Origin of the sequence: Parendozoicomonas haliclonae (assembly GCF_900174585.1) — a bacterium.
Lineage (GTDB): Bacteria > Pseudomonadota > Gammaproteobacteria > Pseudomonadales > Endozoicomonadaceae > Sansalvadorimonas > Sansalvadorimonas haliclonae.
This window is the reverse complement of record NZ_FWPT01000009.1, coordinates 47148-64322: the sequence shown is the minus strand read 5'-3', so window position 1 is coordinate 64322 and position 17175 is coordinate 47148. Positions and strand designations below refer to the sequence as shown.

General features: G+C 52.9%; 15 protein-coding genes. 6 read left to right on the top strand and 9 right to left on the bottom strand.

What is annotated here, in order from left to right; all coding sequences use genetic code 11:
* Positions 1-2: 2 nt before the first annotated feature.
* On the bottom strand, positions 3-806 hold the full coding sequence (locus tag EHSB41UT_RS18105) for an amino acid ABC transporter substrate-binding protein (protein WP_207626696.1): 804 nt from the start codon (positions 804-806) through the stop codon (positions 3-5).
* A 399-nt stretch (positions 807-1205) separates the two neighbouring features.
* Between EHSB41UT_RS18105 and pgm the strand changes: the two genes are divergently transcribed.
* Positions 1206-2843: a phosphoglucomutase (alpha-D-glucose-1,6-bisphosphate-dependent) gene (gene pgm, locus EHSB41UT_RS18100; RefSeq protein WP_087112267.1), complete on the top strand. Its 1638-nt coding sequence runs from the start codon at positions 1206-1208 to the stop codon at positions 2841-2843.
* Positions 2844-2870: 27 nt separating this feature from the next.
* Here pgm and EHSB41UT_RS18095 read toward each other — a convergent pair whose 3' ends face one another.
* The 5 genes from EHSB41UT_RS18095 to EHSB41UT_RS18075 all read right to left on the bottom strand — a co-directional run bounded on the left by EHSB41UT_RS18095 (position 2871) and on the right by EHSB41UT_RS18075 (position 8889).
* Positions 2871-4154, bottom strand: coding sequence for a hypothetical protein (locus tag EHSB41UT_RS18095; protein WP_087112266.1), 1284 nt, complete (start codon positions 4152-4154; stop codon positions 2871-2873).
* A gap of 283 nt (positions 4155-4437) precedes the next feature.
* Positions 4438-6090, bottom strand: a complete 1653-nt coding sequence (locus EHSB41UT_RS18090; RefSeq protein ID WP_087112265.1) for an NAD(P)-binding protein — start codon at positions 6088-6090, stop codon at positions 4438-4440.
* On the bottom strand, positions 6090-7121 hold the full coding sequence (locus EHSB41UT_RS18085; RefSeq protein ID WP_087112264.1) for a thiamine pyrophosphate-dependent enzyme: 1032 nt from the start codon (positions 7119-7121) through the stop codon (positions 6090-6092). The genes EHSB41UT_RS18090 and EHSB41UT_RS18085 overlap by 1 nt, the downstream gene beginning before the upstream one ends.
* Positions 7121-8326, bottom strand: coding sequence for a pyruvate ferredoxin oxidoreductase (locus EHSB41UT_RS18080; RefSeq protein WP_087112263.1), 1206 nt, complete (start codon positions 8324-8326; stop codon positions 7121-7123). The genes EHSB41UT_RS18085 and EHSB41UT_RS18080 overlap by 1 nt, the downstream gene beginning before the upstream one ends.
* On the bottom strand, positions 8320-8889 hold the full coding sequence (locus EHSB41UT_RS18075) for a 2-oxoacid:acceptor oxidoreductase family protein (RefSeq protein WP_087112262.1): 570 nt from the start codon (positions 8887-8889) through the stop codon (positions 8320-8322). The genes EHSB41UT_RS18080 and EHSB41UT_RS18075 overlap by 7 nt, the downstream gene beginning before the upstream one ends.
* Before the next feature lie 393 nt (positions 8890-9282).
* Between EHSB41UT_RS18075 and EHSB41UT_RS18070 the strand changes: the two genes are divergently transcribed.
* The 5 genes from EHSB41UT_RS18070 (at position 9283) to EHSB41UT_RS18050 (ending at position 14076) form a co-directional block, all read left to right on the top strand.
* Positions 9283-9810, top strand: coding sequence for a hypothetical protein (locus EHSB41UT_RS18070; protein ID WP_087112261.1), 528 nt, complete (start codon positions 9283-9285; stop codon positions 9808-9810).
* On the top strand, positions 9807-10286 hold the full coding sequence (locus EHSB41UT_RS18065) for a hypothetical protein (RefSeq protein WP_087112260.1): 480 nt from the start codon (positions 9807-9809) through the stop codon (positions 10284-10286). The genes EHSB41UT_RS18070 and EHSB41UT_RS18065 overlap by 4 nt, the downstream gene beginning before the upstream one ends.
* Positions 10287-10301: 15 nt before the next feature.
* Entirely contained in the window at positions 10302-11876 is a 1575-nt protein-coding gene (locus tag EHSB41UT_RS18060) for a hypothetical protein (protein WP_087112259.1), read from the top strand.
* A gap of 13 nt (positions 11877-11889) precedes the next feature.
* Positions 11890-12354, top strand: a complete 465-nt coding sequence (locus EHSB41UT_RS18055; RefSeq protein WP_087112258.1) for a CesT family type III secretion system chaperone — start codon at positions 11890-11892, stop codon at positions 12352-12354.
* Positions 12355-12696: 342 nt separating this feature from the next.
* Positions 12697-14076 carry an OprD family outer membrane porin gene (locus tag EHSB41UT_RS18050; protein ID WP_165767316.1) on the top strand — a complete coding sequence of 460 codons (1380 nt, stop codon included), beginning with the start codon at positions 12697-12699 and terminating at the stop codon, positions 14074-14076.
* A 381-nt stretch (positions 14077-14457) separates the two neighbouring features.
* Here EHSB41UT_RS18050 and EHSB41UT_RS18045 read toward each other — a convergent pair whose 3' ends face one another.
* The 3 genes from EHSB41UT_RS18045 to EHSB41UT_RS18035 form a co-directional block, all read right to left on the bottom strand.
* Positions 14458-14751, bottom strand: a complete 294-nt coding sequence (locus tag EHSB41UT_RS18045; protein ID WP_087112256.1) for a hypothetical protein — start codon at positions 14749-14751, stop codon at positions 14458-14460.
* Positions 14752-14772: 21 nt separating this feature from the next.
* Positions 14773-16119, bottom strand: a complete 1347-nt coding sequence (locus EHSB41UT_RS18040) for a reductive dehalogenase (protein ID WP_087112255.1) — start codon at positions 16117-16119, stop codon at positions 14773-14775.
* 168 nt (positions 16120-16287) lie between these two features.
* Positions 16288-16974: a helix-turn-helix transcriptional regulator gene (locus tag EHSB41UT_RS18035; RefSeq protein WP_165767315.1), complete on the bottom strand. Its 687-nt coding sequence runs from the start codon at positions 16972-16974 to the stop codon at positions 16288-16290.
* Positions 16975-17175: the final 201 nt, after the last annotated feature.

The following is a 17175-nucleotide window of genomic DNA, read 5'->3' as shown; positions in this document are numbered from 1 at the left end:
TATCAGTTACGGGTCACGTCAGTGCCGAACCATTTCTGTGAAATATTGGCCAGAGTGCCGTCCTCACGCATCGCCTGCAGGGCCGCATCCACCTCAATACGCAGAGCATCGGCGTCCTCGGTTTTCAGGAACGGCATAGCATTGGTGATCACCTCAAATGGCTGACCCGCAGGCTTCAGGGGCAGGCCGGACTTTTTCACCAGCTCGGCCGCAGACAGACGATCCATAATAAAGGCATCAACCCGCCCCAGAGCGACTTCGTGCTCAATACCCGTGTCGTAGGTTTTCACGGTGATCTGTCCTTCGCTGTCGAAGGCGCGAATCAGGTTTTCAAAGTTGGTTCCCAGATTCACAGCTACGGTCTTGCCTTTCAGGTCTTCCAGGCTGTGAATATCCATGGTCTGGTTATTCACTGTTATCTGAGCACCGTCGTACACATAAGGCGTAGCGAAGTTGTATTTTTCCAGTCGGGCTTCGGTCACGGTAATCTGGTTGGAGATGGTATCGACACGCTGGCTTTCCAGCATACCGAACAGACCGGAAAACGGAGCAGTCACGAACTCGACCGGACGATCCAGACGCTTGCCCAGCTCATTCCAGATATCGACCTCAAAGCCCTGCAGTTCGCCCTGCTCAACAAAGGTAAACGGGTAGTAACTGCCGGACATCCCCACCTTGACGCCTTCCTGTGCCGCCGGAGCATTCTCTGTCTGCGCCGTGGCGGAGGAAGACTCCTGCTGACTGCAGGCGGCCAGTGCACCCGCCAAAACCACAGACAGGGCAACACGACTCATACGACGCAACATAATTCTCGCCTCTTTATTCAAAAGTAATACGGCAAACACCCGAATTGTTTTTCGGTGGGTGCAAGGTTTGTTTGAAAGTTGAAATTGCTTGTCTGGAGGGGGACAGACAGATGACAGGCTGGCCAGAGAAACTGTAAAACAGCTGGCCAACTGGATTGATGCGAACCTTACCGAAATTGGCCGAAATGACAAAAGAACTTGTCGCTATGCCTATATAACCTCAAAGCATATACGACTACCACATAATAACTTTTAATTGTTTACAGAAAGTTCTCCGCTCAAGGAATAACCAACCCGAGCATTGCCATGCATCAACACTCTCCGTTATCCCGGTGGCATTCCTGGGAGAGACAGGTAACATGCCCGCTCTAACCATTATTGTTACGAGAGAGAGCTGTCGTGCATCCACTTGCCGGCCAACCCGCCCCGAAAGACAGTCTGGTCAACATCCCTCGACTGGTCAGTGCCTATTACACCGAGACTCCGAACCTGAACGAACCGGCCCACCGGGTCAGTTTTGGAACCTCAGGACACCGTGGCAGCTCTCTGCGTTGCACCTTTAACGAACCCCATATACTGGCGATTGCCCAGGCTGTGTGTGAATACCGTGCCTCCGCTGGCATCACCGGTCCGCTCTATATCGGCATGGATACCCATGCTCTGTCTGAAGCCGCCTTTGCCAGCGTGATGGAAGTGGCCGCTGCCAATAACTGCCAGGTGTACTACCAGATCGGTCGTGGCTTTACCCCGACTCCGGTTATCTCCCATGCGATTGTCAGCCATAACCGGGAAAACAGCATTCAGGCGGATGGTATTATCATCACGCCGTCCCACAACCCACCGGAAGATGGTGGCATCAAGTACAATCCGCCCCATGGAGGACCGGCTGAAACCTCCGTTACCGCATGGATTGAACAGCGTGCCAATGAACTGATGGCCGCCAATCTGGAGGGCGTACACCGCCTGACGCTGGAGCAGGCACTGGATGCCGAGAATGTTCATGCCCACGACTTCACCCAGGCCTATGTCAACGACCTGGAAAAAGTGTTGGATATGGAAGCCATCGCCAAAGCCAACCTGAAGATCGGTGTTGATCCTCTGGGTGGTTCAGGCCTCTACTACTGGGATGTGATTGCCGAGCGTTACGGCCTGAATATTGAATTGGTGAATCGCACCATCGATCCGACCTTCGGCTTTATGCGCCTGGATAAAGACGGCGCTATCCGTATGGATTGCTCGTCCAAATGGGCCATGGCCGGTCTGGTTGAACTGAAAGACAAGTTTGATATCGCCCTGGGCAATGATCCCGATTACGACCGCCACGGCATCGTCACCCGCTCCATGGGTCTGATGAATCCGAACCACTATCTGGCTGTGGCGATTGATTATCTCTACCGTCACCGCAAGGACTGGCCGAAGTCTGCCAAGATCGGCAAGACGCTGGTTTCCAGCTCCCTGATCGACCGTGTTGCCCAAGGTCTGGAGCGTCCAGTCTATGAAGTACCGGTGGGCTTCAAGTGGTTTGTAGACGGTCTGTTCTCTGGTGATCTGGCCTTTGGTGGCGAAGAGAGTGCGGGAGCCAGCTTCCTGCGCCACGATGGCGATACCTGGTGCACCGATAAAGACGGCATCATCCTGGCCTTGCTGGCAGCAGAGATTCTGGCTGTGACCGGCAAAGACCCTGGTGAGTATTACCAGGAGCTAGCGGCCAAATACGGTGAGCCGGTTTATACCCGTCTGCAGGCACCGGCGGATCTGGCCCAGCGCAAGATTCTCTCCACTCTGAATCCGGATATGGTCAAGGCCGATACGCTGGCCGGCGATCCAATTATCCAGACCCTGACTGCCGCGCCAGGTAATGGTGCGTCGATTGGTGGTTTGAAGGTGGTCACCGAGAATGGCTGGTTTGCCGCCCGTCCTTCCGGAACGGAACCGGCCTACAAGATCTATGCGGAGAGCTTTAAAGGGGAAGAACACCTGAAGCTGCTGGTTGATGAAGCTCAGGCTTTGGTTAACAGCGTTTTTGCCTCAGCCTGATAGATCAAAATCGGGTGTAGAGTCGCTCTACACCCGCTCTCCCTGATTCAGATACATGCTGGACGCGATATCGGAATACTCCACCTGGCCATCTTTGTGGATGGTCGCAGTGCGGATCAGTGACACCTTGCTCTGATCATCGTATTGAATAATCCCATTCAGTTCACCACCAGCCATACTGGGAACAAACTGCATGGTGTAGGTCACTTCTATATCATCACCATTCTGCACAGCCACCACCTGCCGTTCTGTCGAAGTCGGGGATGGCATGCCCCACCCCGGCAGGTTTTTGGTAAAGGCATCCATAAAAGTCTCGATCATATGGTTCGGTTCGCTCTGATTGAGATGGGAGAACAGAGACATCCGCTGCGCTTGGGGAAGTTGCTCGGTCAGGGATAGCATTTGCTCTTCTATCTGCGCGGCAACTTTATCACTACCAACTCCGGGCTCATTCTGACTTTTGCGCAGTTCCCGGTTATCAAATGTCTCACCCGCCGCATTCTTCAGCACAAAATCCTGCCGGGTAATATCTACCCGGGTCTGACGGGGCAGAGTCAGCGGCTTGCCTTCCGACAAGTTCCGGTTCATCTCCTCCAAATCACGCTGATGCTTGCGATCGGTACGACTCTCCCGCATATCACGATCTACCTCTGGCGATAGCACAACTTCAGTAAAATCATGGCGTGGATTCATGATTATCGATTCTGCCAACCGCCCCAGCCCTTGTGCGGCCTGAGCCATAAAGTCAGCATTGGTGTTGCGGGAACTCCAGAAATAACCCTTATGTTTTGTACTCATCCGATCCAGCTGATCATTAAATCGGGCCTGCATATCCAGTACCTTTCGACTGGTTACGGCTGGATCATCAATCTGGGTAATGGCATCTTCAAATAAAGCGATCTGGGTAGCCAGCTCATTACACAGGCGGGAATCATTCTTACCTGCGGCCCCTAGTTTCTGGATAGACTCCTGAATCGAGAACTCCAGCTCCGTCGCCGCTTCCATAAACTGCTGGTTGGCAATCAGCTGGGCTTCCCGCCGGTTATTTACGCTCTCTTCCGAAGGAGAAGATGATTGCCGCACAGAAGCCGCTGGCTTCTCGGTAGGCACTGCTTTGCGTTGATTGAGGGGTGTTTCCTGACTCTGTGGAGCAGAGCGGCTTTTGGTATAACGCACCACGCCGGTTTCCACACTAATATCCACCCCATTCTTACGGCCTTTTTGTTCTTCTACAGGAGGTTTGAGCGCTCCGGGAGCATGCTGGCCGATGTTGATCGATTGTCTTGAAGAGTCGCCTGAAATATGTCCCATAAAGGGTTACCTGTTATAAGTGCGTCCGTGCTTATAACAAGCATAGAAGTTTCCTCAAAAAAAATGCCGGACTGAAACCAGTTCGGCATTTTGAGAGAACTCGATGGTGATAATCGGGCAAGGGTTGTTGATTTCAAGGGCCATGGATGGCCCGACAGGTCAGAAACTGCTCCTGCATTTCTGACACTTCCACCATCCATGGCGGTCGTCCCCAGTGCAGGACAGCACTGAGGGATGGAAATCAATAACTCTTTGTCCGATCGTGGGCACCTGTATCTGAAAATCAGATGGTTTCCATCACCATATCCAGCGCACCCAGCGGACACTCGGCAGCACAGATACCACACCCCTTGCAGTAGTCGTAATCTATCTGGAAGCCTTTGCCAGCACCCAGCTTGATAATGGCGTTATCCGGACAGAAACCGTAGCAGTTATCACACTCCATACAGTTACCGCAAGACATGCAGCGCTGGGCTTCGGCAATCGCCTGAGCTGCCGTCAGGCTGCCCTTGATCTCGCGGAAGTCACCAATACGCACACCGGCTTCCAGCTTCGGACGCTTGTGCATCGTCGCCTGAGGGTAGTAAACAGTATTCATGCGCTCGAAGGTCGCGATCACCCTCTCTTTCGCTTCAGGGAAGGCTTGATCGTTCAACCACAGATCAATATGACGAGCCGCTTTCTTACCGTGGCCGATAGCGGCAGTCACTGTCCGGATAGACGGCACCATATCACCACCGGCAAAGATGCCAGGGATCTCAGTCATCATCGCTGGGGAAACAGCGACTTCCCAATCACCGGCCTTGCTCAGACCCAGCTTCTCCATCAGGCTCAGCTCGGCACTCTGACCCAGAGCCGCCACCACAGAGTCACCCTTGATGGTGAGATATTCGCCGGTTGGGTGTGGACGACCGGATTCGTCTGCCACCATCTTCTCCAGTACCACTTCACCTTGGCGAATGGTATGGATGGTGGACAGCACCATAATCTCAACGCCTTCATCCACCGCATCCTGAATCTCTTCCGGATGGGCGCGCAGGCCACTCATATCACGGCGCACGATCATCACCGGCTTCTCGCCAGTCACACGCAGAGCGACACGGGCGACGTCGATAGCGGTGTTACCACCACCCCAGACGACAACGCGACCGGTCATGCCGTGCTCTTCACCGTTCTCAACCTGACGCAACACCTCGATGCCGTCCAGCATACGCTGGCCGTCTTCGATAGAGGTTTCTGCACGGTTGGCGATCCAGTTGCCCACGGAAACGAATACAGAGTGGAAACCTTCAGCCTGCTTCATAGCTTCAATATCTTCCACACGGGTATTGGTGCGGACTTCGATATTGCCCATGGCCAGGATACGGTCGATTTCCATATCCAGAATCTCGCGGGGCAGACGGTAGCTTGGGATACCGTAACGCAGCATGCCGCCAAGCTTTGGCTGTGCTTCACAGATCACCACGGAGTGACCGGCACGACGCAGATGGTAAGCGGTAGACAGGCCACCCGGGCCACCACCGATTACTAGCACTTTCAGACCGGACTCCTGCTCCGGCCTGGCAAACTGCCAGCCGTGCTGCAGAGCCTGATCACCGATGTACTTTTCGGTGCCGTTAATCTGTACACCACCATCAGTCTCTTTACGGTTACAACCGCTCTGACAAGGGTGATAGCAAACCCGGCCCATGGTCGCTGGCATCGGGTTGTTCAGAGTAATTTCCTGCCACGCAGCATGGAAGTCACCACGCTGCACATGGCTCAGCCACGCCTGAATATTTTCACCGGCCGGACACGCCTGATTACACGGCGGCAGGTTATTCACATACTCAGGGCGCAGGCTGCGCCAGCTGCCAGTCTTGTTGGCACGGCTGGAGCCCGGCTCCAGCGTGGTGGCAAAAGGAATCAGACGCTGTCCGTTCACTTCAACACTCATTATTCTTCGCCCTCATTAGAGCTGGACAGCAGATCGAAAGCACGCACGTTGGCATCGGCAATCGCCTGAATGGATTGCAGCTGATGCTCATTGCCCGGCTGGAACATATGGGCAAAACGGCGCTGGATTTTCAGGTAGTCGTTCACAGGCTGCACATTGGCCAGCTTGGTCACCTGAGTAATCTGACCATACTCGGCTTCGTACAGCGGAGTCAGACCACAGTTCATGGCCAGACGGGCCACTTTGATAGTGTCGGAGCTGGCCGTACCCCAGCCCAGCGGGCAAGGTACAAACACTTCGATATAACGGGCACCACGAATGCTCATCGCCTTACGCACTTTGGCTTCCAGATCACGCGGGTTGGCAATGTTGGCGGTGGCCACATAAGGAATATTGTGCGCCATGGCGATCTTCGGCACACTCTTGCCGGTGCCGAAGTTGTTACCCGGATGCTCGCCTACTGGCATGGTGGTAGCGGTACGGGCGCCGCCCGGAGTCTGGCTGGAACGCTGCACGCCGGTGTTCATATAGGCTTCGTTGTTGTAACAGATGTACAGCACATCTTCGTTACGCTCGAACATGCCGGACAGACAGCCCATACCGATATCAGTAGTACCGCCATCACCGCCCTGGGCGATCACGCGGACATTCTCCTTGCCCTGCATCTTCATGGCCTGCGCCACACCGGAAGCAACCGCCGCCGCGTTACCGAACAGGGAGTGAACCCATGGCAGACGCCAGGCTGACTGCGGGTAAGGGGTAGAGAACACTTCCAGACAGCCAGTCGCGTTCACCACCACCAGCTCGCCATCGGTGGCATCCAGTGCGGTATCAATCGCGTGACGGGCACCCAGTGCTTCACCACAGCCCTGACAGGCACGGTGACCGGAATCCAGCGCGTTGCTGCGCTCCCTACTGCCCTGCAGGCTGTCGGCTTCGTCCACCAGACGGTTGCTGATGGTCTGGTCGCCGGTCTGATGCAGTTTGATCACTGCATCCTTGGCCGGATAATGAAAAATTTGCGACTGCATTAAAGACACTCCTCGCGCGCACCCAGAACAGCATCTTCACGAGCCAGCTCGCGAGCCATGGTGTCAGTATTGAGATCCAGCACTTCAAAGCCCTTACGGCTGTCACAGCCATCGAACAGAGCCTGGATGGACTTACGGGTAATCGGGCGGCCACCCAGACCGGCAATGACAGACTGCACTTCAATACCGGTGCCGTTCAGCGCGGTAAACACGTCCTGATAGACAGTACCGCCTACGCCTGGAACAAAAGACTTGTCCAGTACCACAACACGCTTGGCACCAGCTACCGCTTCGCGGAAGGCAGCGGTCGGGAATGGACGGTAGGTCCGCAGAGTCACGGCACCAATAGATTCGCCAATCTCTCTACGAGCGTTGATCACTTCCTTGGCTGTGCCAATCACAGAACCCATGGTCACCAGCACGGTATCTGCCTGGCCTTCATAGTGCTTCTTCACCAGACCACCAGCGTCACGGCCAAAGATATTGGCAAACTCTTCCGCCTGTTCAGGAATCAGCTTCAGAGCACGCTCCATACGGGAGTGGGCCATCATCCGCACTTCGGTAAAGGCTTCAGGACCGACCAGAGCACCCATGGTGATTGGCGCTTTCGGGTCCAACTTCTGCAGCGGTGCGAAAGGAGGCAGGAATTGATCAACCTGTTCCTGGGTTGGAATATCTACACGTACGTAGGCGTGAGTCAGGATAAAGCCATCCATGTTCACCATCACCGGCAGGCCGGTGGCTTCGGCCAGTTTGAAGGCCTGAATATGTACGTCGATAGACTGCTGATTGTTTTCCACAAACAGCTGAATCCAGCCGGTATCACGGGCAGACATGGCGTCGCTGTGGTCGTTCCAGATATTGATCGGTGAACCGATCGCACGGTTGCCGACGGTCATTACGATCGGCAGCCCCATACCGGAAGCGTTGTACACGGCTTCCAGCATGAATAGCATGCCCTGGCTGGAAGTCGCGGTGTAGGTCCGGCTGCCGGCCGAAGAAGCACCGATACAGGCGCTCATGGCACCAAACTCGGACTCCATATTCATAAAGCTGCAGTTTTCGATCTTGCGGGCTTTTACCAGCTTGCCGAGGGACTCAACAATATGGGTCTGCGGGGTGATCGGGTAACAGGAGATGACCTGCGGGCGGCACAAAGCTACGGCTTCGCCCACGGCATAGGAGCCGTCAATCTGCTTCAGCATCCGATATGCTCCTTGATCTTATCGAAGGCGGCCTGCGCAGCTTCAATATTCTTCTCAGCCACGATGCCAGCGAATTTTTGGTTGATCGCCTTACCCAGAGATTCCATGGAGAAGGACTCCACCACGGCACAGAACGCACCCAGCAGTACAGTATTCGGGGTTGGACGGCGCAGATATTCCAGCGCCAGCTCGGTACCCGGCAAGCAGTGAATATGACCTGCCGGCAGATGGGCCAGTTTGTCCTGGATACCCAGCTCTTCGAGGGAACGGGAGGTGTTAATCAACACATAACCGTTTGGAGAAAGACCCGCAAAAACATCCAGTGCATGCAGCAGGGACGGGTCCTGAATAATAACCATGTCCGGCTCGGATACCGGCTCGCGCAGCTCGATCTCCTGATCGCTGATACGCACATAGGCTTCGACCGGGGCGCCCATGCGCTCGGAACCAAAGCTGGGAATAGCCTGGGCGTGAGCCCCTTCATGAAACAGTGCTATCGAGAGCATTTCTGCTGCCGATACAACGCCCTGCCCTCCGCGACCGTGAATACGGACCTGGAACATCAAAACCTGCCCACTTTCAATTATTGAGAGTCCAGGAGCATCATTCAGATAACAATGCTCAATGGAATTTTGTTTGTAGGAGAATAGGGGTCAGAGCATTCGCTTTTAACTGTCATAAACCGCACAAAATCTACGCATAACACTTACACCCACAAAAGAATTACCAATTTTGGTAATGGCCGGGTAACCGGAACCCGCCCTTTGTAAGCCCCCTGTTACCGCGTTTATCACAGCGATACCGCGCCACCATGCAGTACCGGGGATTTCAGCCATAATTAAAAACATTGCCCCGAACGACCGATACCCTTACAAGACGCTGACAAGACGTATGCAGGGTGCATCTCAGATCAGGCCGCCGGACGCGGCAACCCGGATCCACAGGAAGGAACCACAGTGAATATTCAGGAAACGCTCAAACCCGTCGCCAGGAATGTCAAAAAAGAGTGGCTGTCGATGGATATGGAAAAGGTGGGCGCCTCCAAGCATGACTTCGGCATAGCCCTGAAAAGCCGCTTTCAAACACTGAACGATCAGACCTCTTCTATCTCCGCCCTGCTCACCCCCGGCATTCAGGGTGACAAGCACGTCAATATTGTTGTCGATATCACTTTGCCTAAAGGCCCGTCACTGGAGCCGGTACTGAATTCACTAAGCGCGTTTATGCAACAGGCCACCGCGGTGCTCAGCCCGATGACAGTGATGGTGGATATGCGTACCAGCCAGATTGTGCTGCGCCAGAGCCATGTGATGCCATTGAATCACCCGCCCGCCACCATCGCCTTTGTGAATGCTGCCCAGATTCTGGTACCGCTGATGCAGCAGACCATTGATTCACTGGTCAAGATGAACCCGGCTCCCAACGATGCCCGGGAGATGGCGGACCTGCTGGCCAAAAGCTTCTATGGAGCCCTGCAAGAATGAATATCACTGCCAAACAGGCTGTACAGACCTTTCTGACCAGCAACAAGCTCAACCCGGAACAGCGGGATACCGATGATGAGTCGGAAAGCTGGCTGTTTGATATCGCCGAAAACCTGCAGAGCGAACTGTTCTGCTATGAAGTAGAAGCCAATGATATTACCGCCATCATCATGACCTCGGTGCAGATCAAAAGCAGCGATAACGCCACCACCCTGGCTGCGGCGATTTGTCCCGCGCTGGCTCCAGCAGCGGTGATTACCGTTGGCGAGGTTTTATCCCTGCGTATGATGGTGCGCGGTGACGCGGCCAGCATCGGCGGTCTGCTGGAAGAAGGCATTCTGATCTCCCGGCATATTATTGCTTCGGTGTTCCCAAGGATCGTAGAGCTCGCCGAAGGCAAGATCCCAATGCAGAATGCCATGGTGATGGCCATGCAGGCCCTGCAGGGAGAGCAGTCCCAGCAACAGGCCGGCTGACCGGACGGGCAGACGATGAGCCCCCCTGCCCCGTTATCCCGCGGTGTCTTATCCGGGCACCGTATTTCCACCACCAAGCCCAACCATTCGCGATCACCGGCTCTATCCCAAAGCCGTTCAACCGCAAGCGGTGTAATCACGCCCCATGGCAAGCAGGGCTACAGTCTCAGAGATAGCGCTTCGGCTGGCCTTAAACTAGCCAATAATATTGCCTTCGGAAGCAATACCTTTCACTTTGCCAACAGCAGTAGCAAGCTGGATAAAACCGCCAACGCCCTAGGCCATATTCGCACCGCCGGCGGTGTGCTGCATACATTGGCGCTCTACGCCGCCAAGGTTCCTTATGTTCTCGGTAGCGCGGTCAGTAAAGGTTCCGGCTTTATCAAAAGTCTGCACTCGCTGGCCGGGATCAGCATCGCTACCGAAGGGCTGGGCTTCTTCAAGGATGCAGCTACCGGTGGCTGGCGTGCGCTTCGGGATATTCGTGCCCATAAAAAGCGGGGCGAGGCTCAGGAACTGCTGAAACAGTGGGATCCGGAAACCCGCACCTTCCAGGGCTCAAGGGAAGATGAGCAGCGCCTGAAGGAACTGACCGGCTCGGAGACAACCGACCTGACCCAGTCCCGTAAAAAGACGGCACTGTCCCGGCTGAATGATTTGAAGGATCTGGCTATCCGTGGGCTGGGCATCTCCAGCACCGCCCTGTTGATAGCTGAACATACCAGCGCTGCCGCCGCAAAAGCGGTTCCCGGCGTCGCCGTTGCCGCTGGCTCCATCGCCGCCATTCAATCCGGTATCAAAACCGGTATTCAGGTCGCGGCTCTGAATAATCTGACCTGTGCTCAACAGAAGACTGATGATGCGTTGCTGCAGGCACTGTCCAGCCATATCAAAAAGGAACGTACCATCCTGGCCCGCAAAGGCCTGATCCAGACAGGCGTGAATACCGTCAGCACCGGTGCCGCAATTATGCTGGCCGCCTCTGCCGTAGGCACACCGGCAGCGTTGGTGACCGCCGGCGCCCTGGGCACAGCAACCGCGGTGGGCACCATGGCCTTTGATGGCCTGCATAACCGCAAGCTCGCCAAAGCCCGGGAGAAAGCGGCAGAGCTGATGTCTCTGGGGCATCCCCTGCAAAGTCTGGCTAAAGACAATATTGGTGTGGCGGAACGGGCCTTCCTGATGCGCCTGCGCACCTCACAGGGAGAAGAACTTAAAAGCGCTGTGTCGTTTCTTCGGGAACTGGGCGTAACCGACAATACCATTAAAAAACTGCAGCTGGCTCCACAGGGCGTAGCACTCAACGCTCTTCAACAAACGCTCTACAAAGACAAACTGAAATTCAAGGGGCTGATGCTGAAAAAAACCGGCAAGACGTTACTGCATATCAGCGGCCTCTCGGCACTGGGCAGCAAAATCAAAGCAGGCAGCCAATGGCTGGCAGGAAAGCTTTCCGCATTGCGAGAGACCCATACCGGTTACAGCCTCAGACACGCACCGGAAATATCTTCCAGCTATGAGCTGAAACCTTTGGCGCACAATCCGGATTCAACAGTCTTTACCCGTTATCGAACACGCCGACACAGTTAAAAAGGAGGTCGGTATGAAACCACTGGAACTGCTGCAGAAATGGATGAGTCAGAATGGACTGGACGAAGAGGCCATGGACAGCAGTGGGCGGGTCTGTGCCTTTCTGTTTAACGATCAGTTTCCGGTCAGCCTCGAAGCACCGGCTTACTGCGAAGACCTGTTTGTGGTGATTGAACTCTTACCTGCCGGCTCCGGCGAGCTGCGTAAGAAACGGCTGGAAGCGGCCATGCAGTTAAATAATTATGCGCTGGAAACCCGGGGCGGCGTAATCGGCTGGGATACGGTGGGTGAACGGTTGGTACTCAGTTACCGGTTAACGGCGGAAGGGGCTGATGAGCAACAACTGGATGCCATTATCAGCAACCTGCTGGAAGTCGCCGGCGAACTTGTTCCACAACTGGCCTTTGAAGAGTACGAGGCCCGCCAGCGCAAAGTCAGCCAGCATATTGATCTGCACCTGCAGGCAATCAAGCCCTGATACATTGTCATCACTCACAGCAGGGACCAAATCACTGTTACCTACCTCACAGTACAGTCCCTCACCAACCTCACTTATATCTTCCTTAATAAAATTTCTAAGCTGATCTATATCAACGTGGCAATGGTTTAAAGAGAGTGTCATTAGATCACTATAGAATTAAGCAGTTTTTTTGATTGTGCGCCTTTCAATAATGTGTGCTGTTGAATACATCTGATGTCTGCCCTTCTCTTCAGGGTCTGAACACCTGCCGATTATTCACTATCTAAAGCACACACTGGCATTGGATCCTGGATGGATAGATGCCATTCCGTAAGCACTATAAGGACAGAGCTATTTGTCATGCGCTTTCAAAAAACATTGATCGCACTGGCTATCAGTGCCGGCACTATCGCCCAATCCGCAACAGCCAACCCGTTTATCCCTGAAGCAAAAAAGGAACTTGGCGCATTAAGCTTTCATACCGGCAGTCCGTTTATTGATGATGCCAGCCTTGATGTAAAACTGCGTTTTGTTGCTTATGATCGTGACAGTTACAGAAGCCCGGTTAATCTGCCTGCAGGTGCACCGCCAACCGCTAAAGCCATGTACTCTTCGGCAGAGCGTCACGACTCTGGTCTGGCAGTCTGGGCCGATTTCCAGTCTGGCTGGCTGTGGGACGCCATCGGTTTTGATATCACCGCCTATGGTGCCAAAGCGCTGGCAAATGACGGCAACCCGGATACCATTCAGCTTTGGGAAGAAAACCATCTCAGCAGTATCAGCCGTATTGGTCAGGCCAACCTGAAGTTCCGCTTTGGCAACGAAGACACCGGTATTGATGGCCGTATTGGTCGTATGACCCTGAATATGCCAATGGCCAGCTCCGATATGGACTCTGCCGTACCGGAAGTGTTTGAAGGGGCGGTGGTGAATGGTCACTACAAACTGATCAGTGGTTATATATCCCGCTTTGAAAAATTTGGTATGAAGGAATCCAGCAATCTGAACAAGATGAGTGCTGAATACAACTTCGACCCGGTTACAGGCACCAGTGAGTACAAGGAAATCCCTCTGGATATGGCAGGTATCACTCTGGGCAAAAGTGGCGAGATGCCAATCCTGAGTGTCCATTATGGCGAGCAGCAGGATTATCTTGAAAAATACATGGTCACTGCGGAAGCGGGATTGCCTATAGGTAATAACTTTGTCATGGGACAATTTATTTACCATACACAGGAAGGCGGTAAATATTACGGTATCGAAGACTATAAAGCCGATATGTTTGCCATTAACCTGCTGGGGCAAATCGGTGACAGCCTGATGCTGAAAGGCGGTTATTCGCAAGTGGGCGATGATCCGTATGATATTTCTTTCACCGATGGTGTTCTGACGTTAGTGAATCACACCGCTATGATCTGGAACGACTTTAATCAGGCCAATATGAAAACAGTGATGCTGGGAGGTGCTTACTCACTGAAGTCAATTGGTCTGGATGATGTATCTTTGATTTCCCAGGCCGCCTATGGCTGGGATGCGGATGTTATGGAGATGCCGATGGGTGGCATGATGCCGCTGACTGAAGATCATGCCTGGGAAGGTGTTGTCGGCTTTACCTATGAAGTCTTTGATGGTCCATTGCAGGGGCTCTGGCTGAACGCAACCTATAACAAAGATGGCGGTGGTTACAGCAACACCCAGGGTGGTCGGGTTATTCTCGATTACACCATCAAGATGTTCTAAGTCCGAAGTTTATTAAATACTTTTACTTTTAATAATCCCGCTGACAGGTTTCTGTTGGCGGGATTATTGCTATCTGTCTTTTAGAAACTCAGCCACTTAATCGATCTCGCCTCTATAGCTACTTGTGCAGATACACGTTTATCACAATAAACTGAATGGGTATGGGATACCGCACAGAGCGTGAGCAGCGGTGCTGGAGAAGTGTAATTTCAAAGTGTGTTGAACGACCCATCCGGCTGGCGCTATGGAGCAACCAGGCAGCTAAGCAGTCGCTGCCTTTTTTACAGGATATGCTTTTGACTGGTGGAAATCAGAAAAAGGAAAAAATTGAGAAGAAGAAAGGGGGCAGACTGGGTGACATTCAGCCTGCCTTTATTGAAATTAACGAGCGACGTTATAAACCTGACGAGCACCCAGCGAAGCAATCACCAGTCCCGGCAGGAAGATGACCATCAAACCCATGCTGCCGGCTTGTGGTTCACCTTCCAGAACCGAGCTGACACACCAGGCAATAGCTGCGATCATAATTAGCAGGCCGATAGCCAGTGGCGCCAGCGGCTTGGCACCGACATTATGGGTGAATTTGAGCCAGCCCAGACCGACAAAGGTCAGAGTCGTTAGCACACCCAGCATAAAGAACAGCACTTCTATACCGGTAAAAATTCCTAGAAACATTGTCTTTCTCCTGATAGCTGATTAACCGCGGCCGTCGTATTTACGACCTTTTGGATCCCAGAAGCGGGCCACGGCTTTCTCATCGAAGGTATCGCCAAAGCCGAACCAGATATCCATCTCTCGCATAAAGGTGTGGAGTGGCCCGGGCATCAGGGAATTCATCTTCTCGATCATGCGGTGCTGCCAGAAGTCCGGTTTGTTGTATGGACAGGCGGTAATGCAAGTACCACAGTTGGTGTTACTGTCATTCCAGTATTGCAGGCACTTCTTGGAGTCTGTCCACCACTTCTCGACGCCCACGTTATTGGTGCTGGCATCGTGACCTTCGTGAGGATAGAGCGACATCTTGTCTTCCTGGGAGATCGCCTTTGATGGGCAGGCATCGGCACAGCGTTTACAGCGTTCGCAAAATTCCCTTACTCCGAAAGTCTTTGGCTTGTCGTATTCAACAAATTCCAGATCGGTGTAGACCTTCATCAGACGTACACGCGGGCCATAGTTATAGGTGACCAGCAGCCCCATACGAGAGGAGTCGCCAATACCGGCAGCAATGGCATAAGGTACGCTCATGCCCAGATCGTTACCGGAAGCAACAGCGTTATAGCCCAGGTTTCGCAGGAAAGAAGACAGGGCATAAGCGACATAAGACATGCGGGCATAGCCTTCTGCGGTTACTGCGTCAGCCACCAGTGAGGGAGTGGTGGCCATACCTTCGTAGTCGGACTCTATAGCCAGCGCGATAACTGTTTTTGGTTTGAACGGGAAGTCGGCCCAAGTCTTGGTTTCATTCTTTACACCATCGAAAAAGGAAGCATAGTCCCAACGGTCATCTTGATGGGTAATACCGACCAGACTGGCCCCATAATGTCGGGCAGCCCGCTTGATGACATTGGCAGCATGTTCCTTGGAGGCAAACTGGTGTTTTTCCGGAGCCACCGGGTTGTTCCAGTTGTACAGGCCGAGATCGTAGCCGCTGTTAGAGGAGTAACTGTTTAGGCGATCATTCAGATCCCAGGCGCCAATCGACAGAGCGATATCTTCCATGGTGAAACCTGGTTTGGTCATATCCGGGTTCGGATACACCCATAGCTGGTTTTTATGAAAGTAACTGAATGCCGTACGTTCCTGATGATAACGTTCATAGTCGTTTGCAACCACATAAGGGAAGTCATCATGCTCAGTAAACAGATGGGCATTGCTCTCTTCTGTGGAAGCTGCGCCAGTAGCCATAGCCTTGGCCGGAGCAGTTGAAGCCAGCGCAGTCGCAGCACTCGCCAGACCACCAAAAGCGCCCAGTTTCAGCAATCCACGACGGTTAATACCGCTAGGTGATGCTGGGGTTTCAGACTGATTATTAAGATCACTCATCGCACAATCCAGATGTATTGTTCAAGAACGGAGTGATTCTAGAAAAGAGTGTTTAACGGTTTGCTATAGGATTCTATAGTAAATTTTCTTACTGGCCTGCGGTTGATATAGGTCAACATCAACCACAGGCTCATCAACTTAGGACGATGATTTTTATTTATTATGGGTTCAGATAATTTCCAACCTGTTGGCAATTTTTATCAAATGCACTCGGTTCTTTGCCTGCAGCTTGATACGCATTTGTTCTATATGGTAATCAACGCCGCCTGGCGTCATACAAAGCTCCTGACTGATAACCTTTCCCGAATCACCGTTAGCAGCCATGCGGAGAACGTCCAGCGTTTTTATTTTGAAGACGCCCATTTGTAAAAAGGGATTAAAGGCATTCTTGTGGTGTAACATGAATTCCAGATGATAAGAGAACAGCAAGTTACCCAGTAACTGCATATTATTCAGATACCAGACCCGCATCTCATCAGCATCACGCCAGCTTTTCAGAAAGAACATCATGCCCCATTCCGGATTACAGAAACTGGAAATAGGCCAGTTAATTGCGCTGTTAAAATTACTGTCTGGATGTCCCTGCATCTGTTCACGACTGTCAGCAGCCATAATGTAAGGCTGACTGAAGCCTTGTTGAATACTTGATGGCAGATCACTGGTACGCATTTTCCCCAGGTAGGCCTGGTGTCGAGCAAACTCATCCTCAGTTGAGGCCAGATAGGACGTGTTTTTTTTCAGATGGCTAAGTTTGAACAGGCGGCAGTCGCTCGGGGCGTGGATATCATTGATGATGCGATAGGGAATGCCACTGTAGGTAAATGAATGAAAACCCAGAACCTGCAGTTCAGTCATCAGGCGATCCCTGATACTTTCTAGAGAAGGGCGCTGTTGTTTGTGGGTAACCCAGCCCGAATGCGAATGAAATGGCATTGGTTAACAGTCCCCTGTCTCAGCCTGTTTATAAATCAAATATCGAGTGAGAGAACGGTTTTGCCCGAAGCCAAACCGTGACAGACTATTATCCAGAAAGTAAAGAGGTTAAGTTTTTTGAAA

What these genes read in the sequence shown, in the direction of transcription:
- EHSB41UT_RS18065 (WP_087112260.1), top strand. Translation starts at nt 9,807, where the DNA reads ATGAATATCACTGCCAAACAGGCTGTACAGACCTTTCTGACCAGCAAC.
- EHSB41UT_RS18060 (WP_087112259.1), top strand. Translation starts at nt 10,302, where the DNA reads ATGAGCCCCCCTGCCCCGTTATCCCGCGGTGTCTTATCCGGGCACCGT.
- EHSB41UT_RS18105 (WP_207626696.1), bottom strand. Translation starts at nt 806, where the DNA reads ATGTTGCGTCGTATGAGTCGTGTTGCCCTGTCTGTGGTTTTGGCGGGT.
- EHSB41UT_RS18090 (WP_087112265.1), bottom strand. Translation starts at nt 6,090, where the DNA reads ATGAGTGTTGAAGTGAACGGACAGCGTCTGATTCCTTTTGCCACCACG.
- EHSB41UT_RS18055 (WP_087112258.1), top strand. Translation starts at nt 11,890, where the DNA reads ATGAAACCACTGGAACTGCTGCAGAAATGGATGAGTCAGAATGGACTG.
- EHSB41UT_RS18040 (WP_087112255.1), bottom strand. Translation starts at nt 16,119, where the DNA reads ATGAGTGATCTTAATAATCAGTCTGAAACCCCAGCATCACCTAGCGGT.
- EHSB41UT_RS18075 (WP_087112262.1), bottom strand. Translation starts at nt 8,889, where the DNA reads ATGTTCCAGGTCCGTATTCACGGTCGCGGAGGGCAGGGCGTTGTATCG.
- EHSB41UT_RS18095 (WP_087112266.1), bottom strand. Translation starts at nt 4,154, where the DNA reads ATGGGACATATTTCAGGCGACTCTTCAAGACAATCGATCAACATCGGC.
- EHSB41UT_RS18080 (WP_087112263.1), bottom strand. Translation starts at nt 8,326, where the DNA reads ATGCTGAAGCAGATTGACGGCTCCTATGCCGTGGGCGAAGCCGTAGCT.
- EHSB41UT_RS18050 (WP_165767316.1), top strand. Translation starts at nt 12,697, where the DNA reads ATGCGCTTTCAAAAAACATTGATCGCACTGGCTATCAGTGCCGGCACT.
- EHSB41UT_RS18035 (WP_165767315.1), bottom strand. Translation starts at nt 16,974, where the DNA reads ATGACTGAACTGCAGGTTCTGGGTTTTCATTCATTTACCTACAGTGGC.
- EHSB41UT_RS18085 (WP_087112264.1), bottom strand. Translation starts at nt 7,121, where the DNA reads ATGCAGTCGCAAATTTTTCATTATCCGGCCAAGGATGCAGTGATCAAA.
- EHSB41UT_RS18045 (WP_087112256.1), bottom strand. Translation starts at nt 14,751, where the DNA reads ATGTTTCTAGGAATTTTTACCGGTATAGAAGTGCTGTTCTTTATGCTG.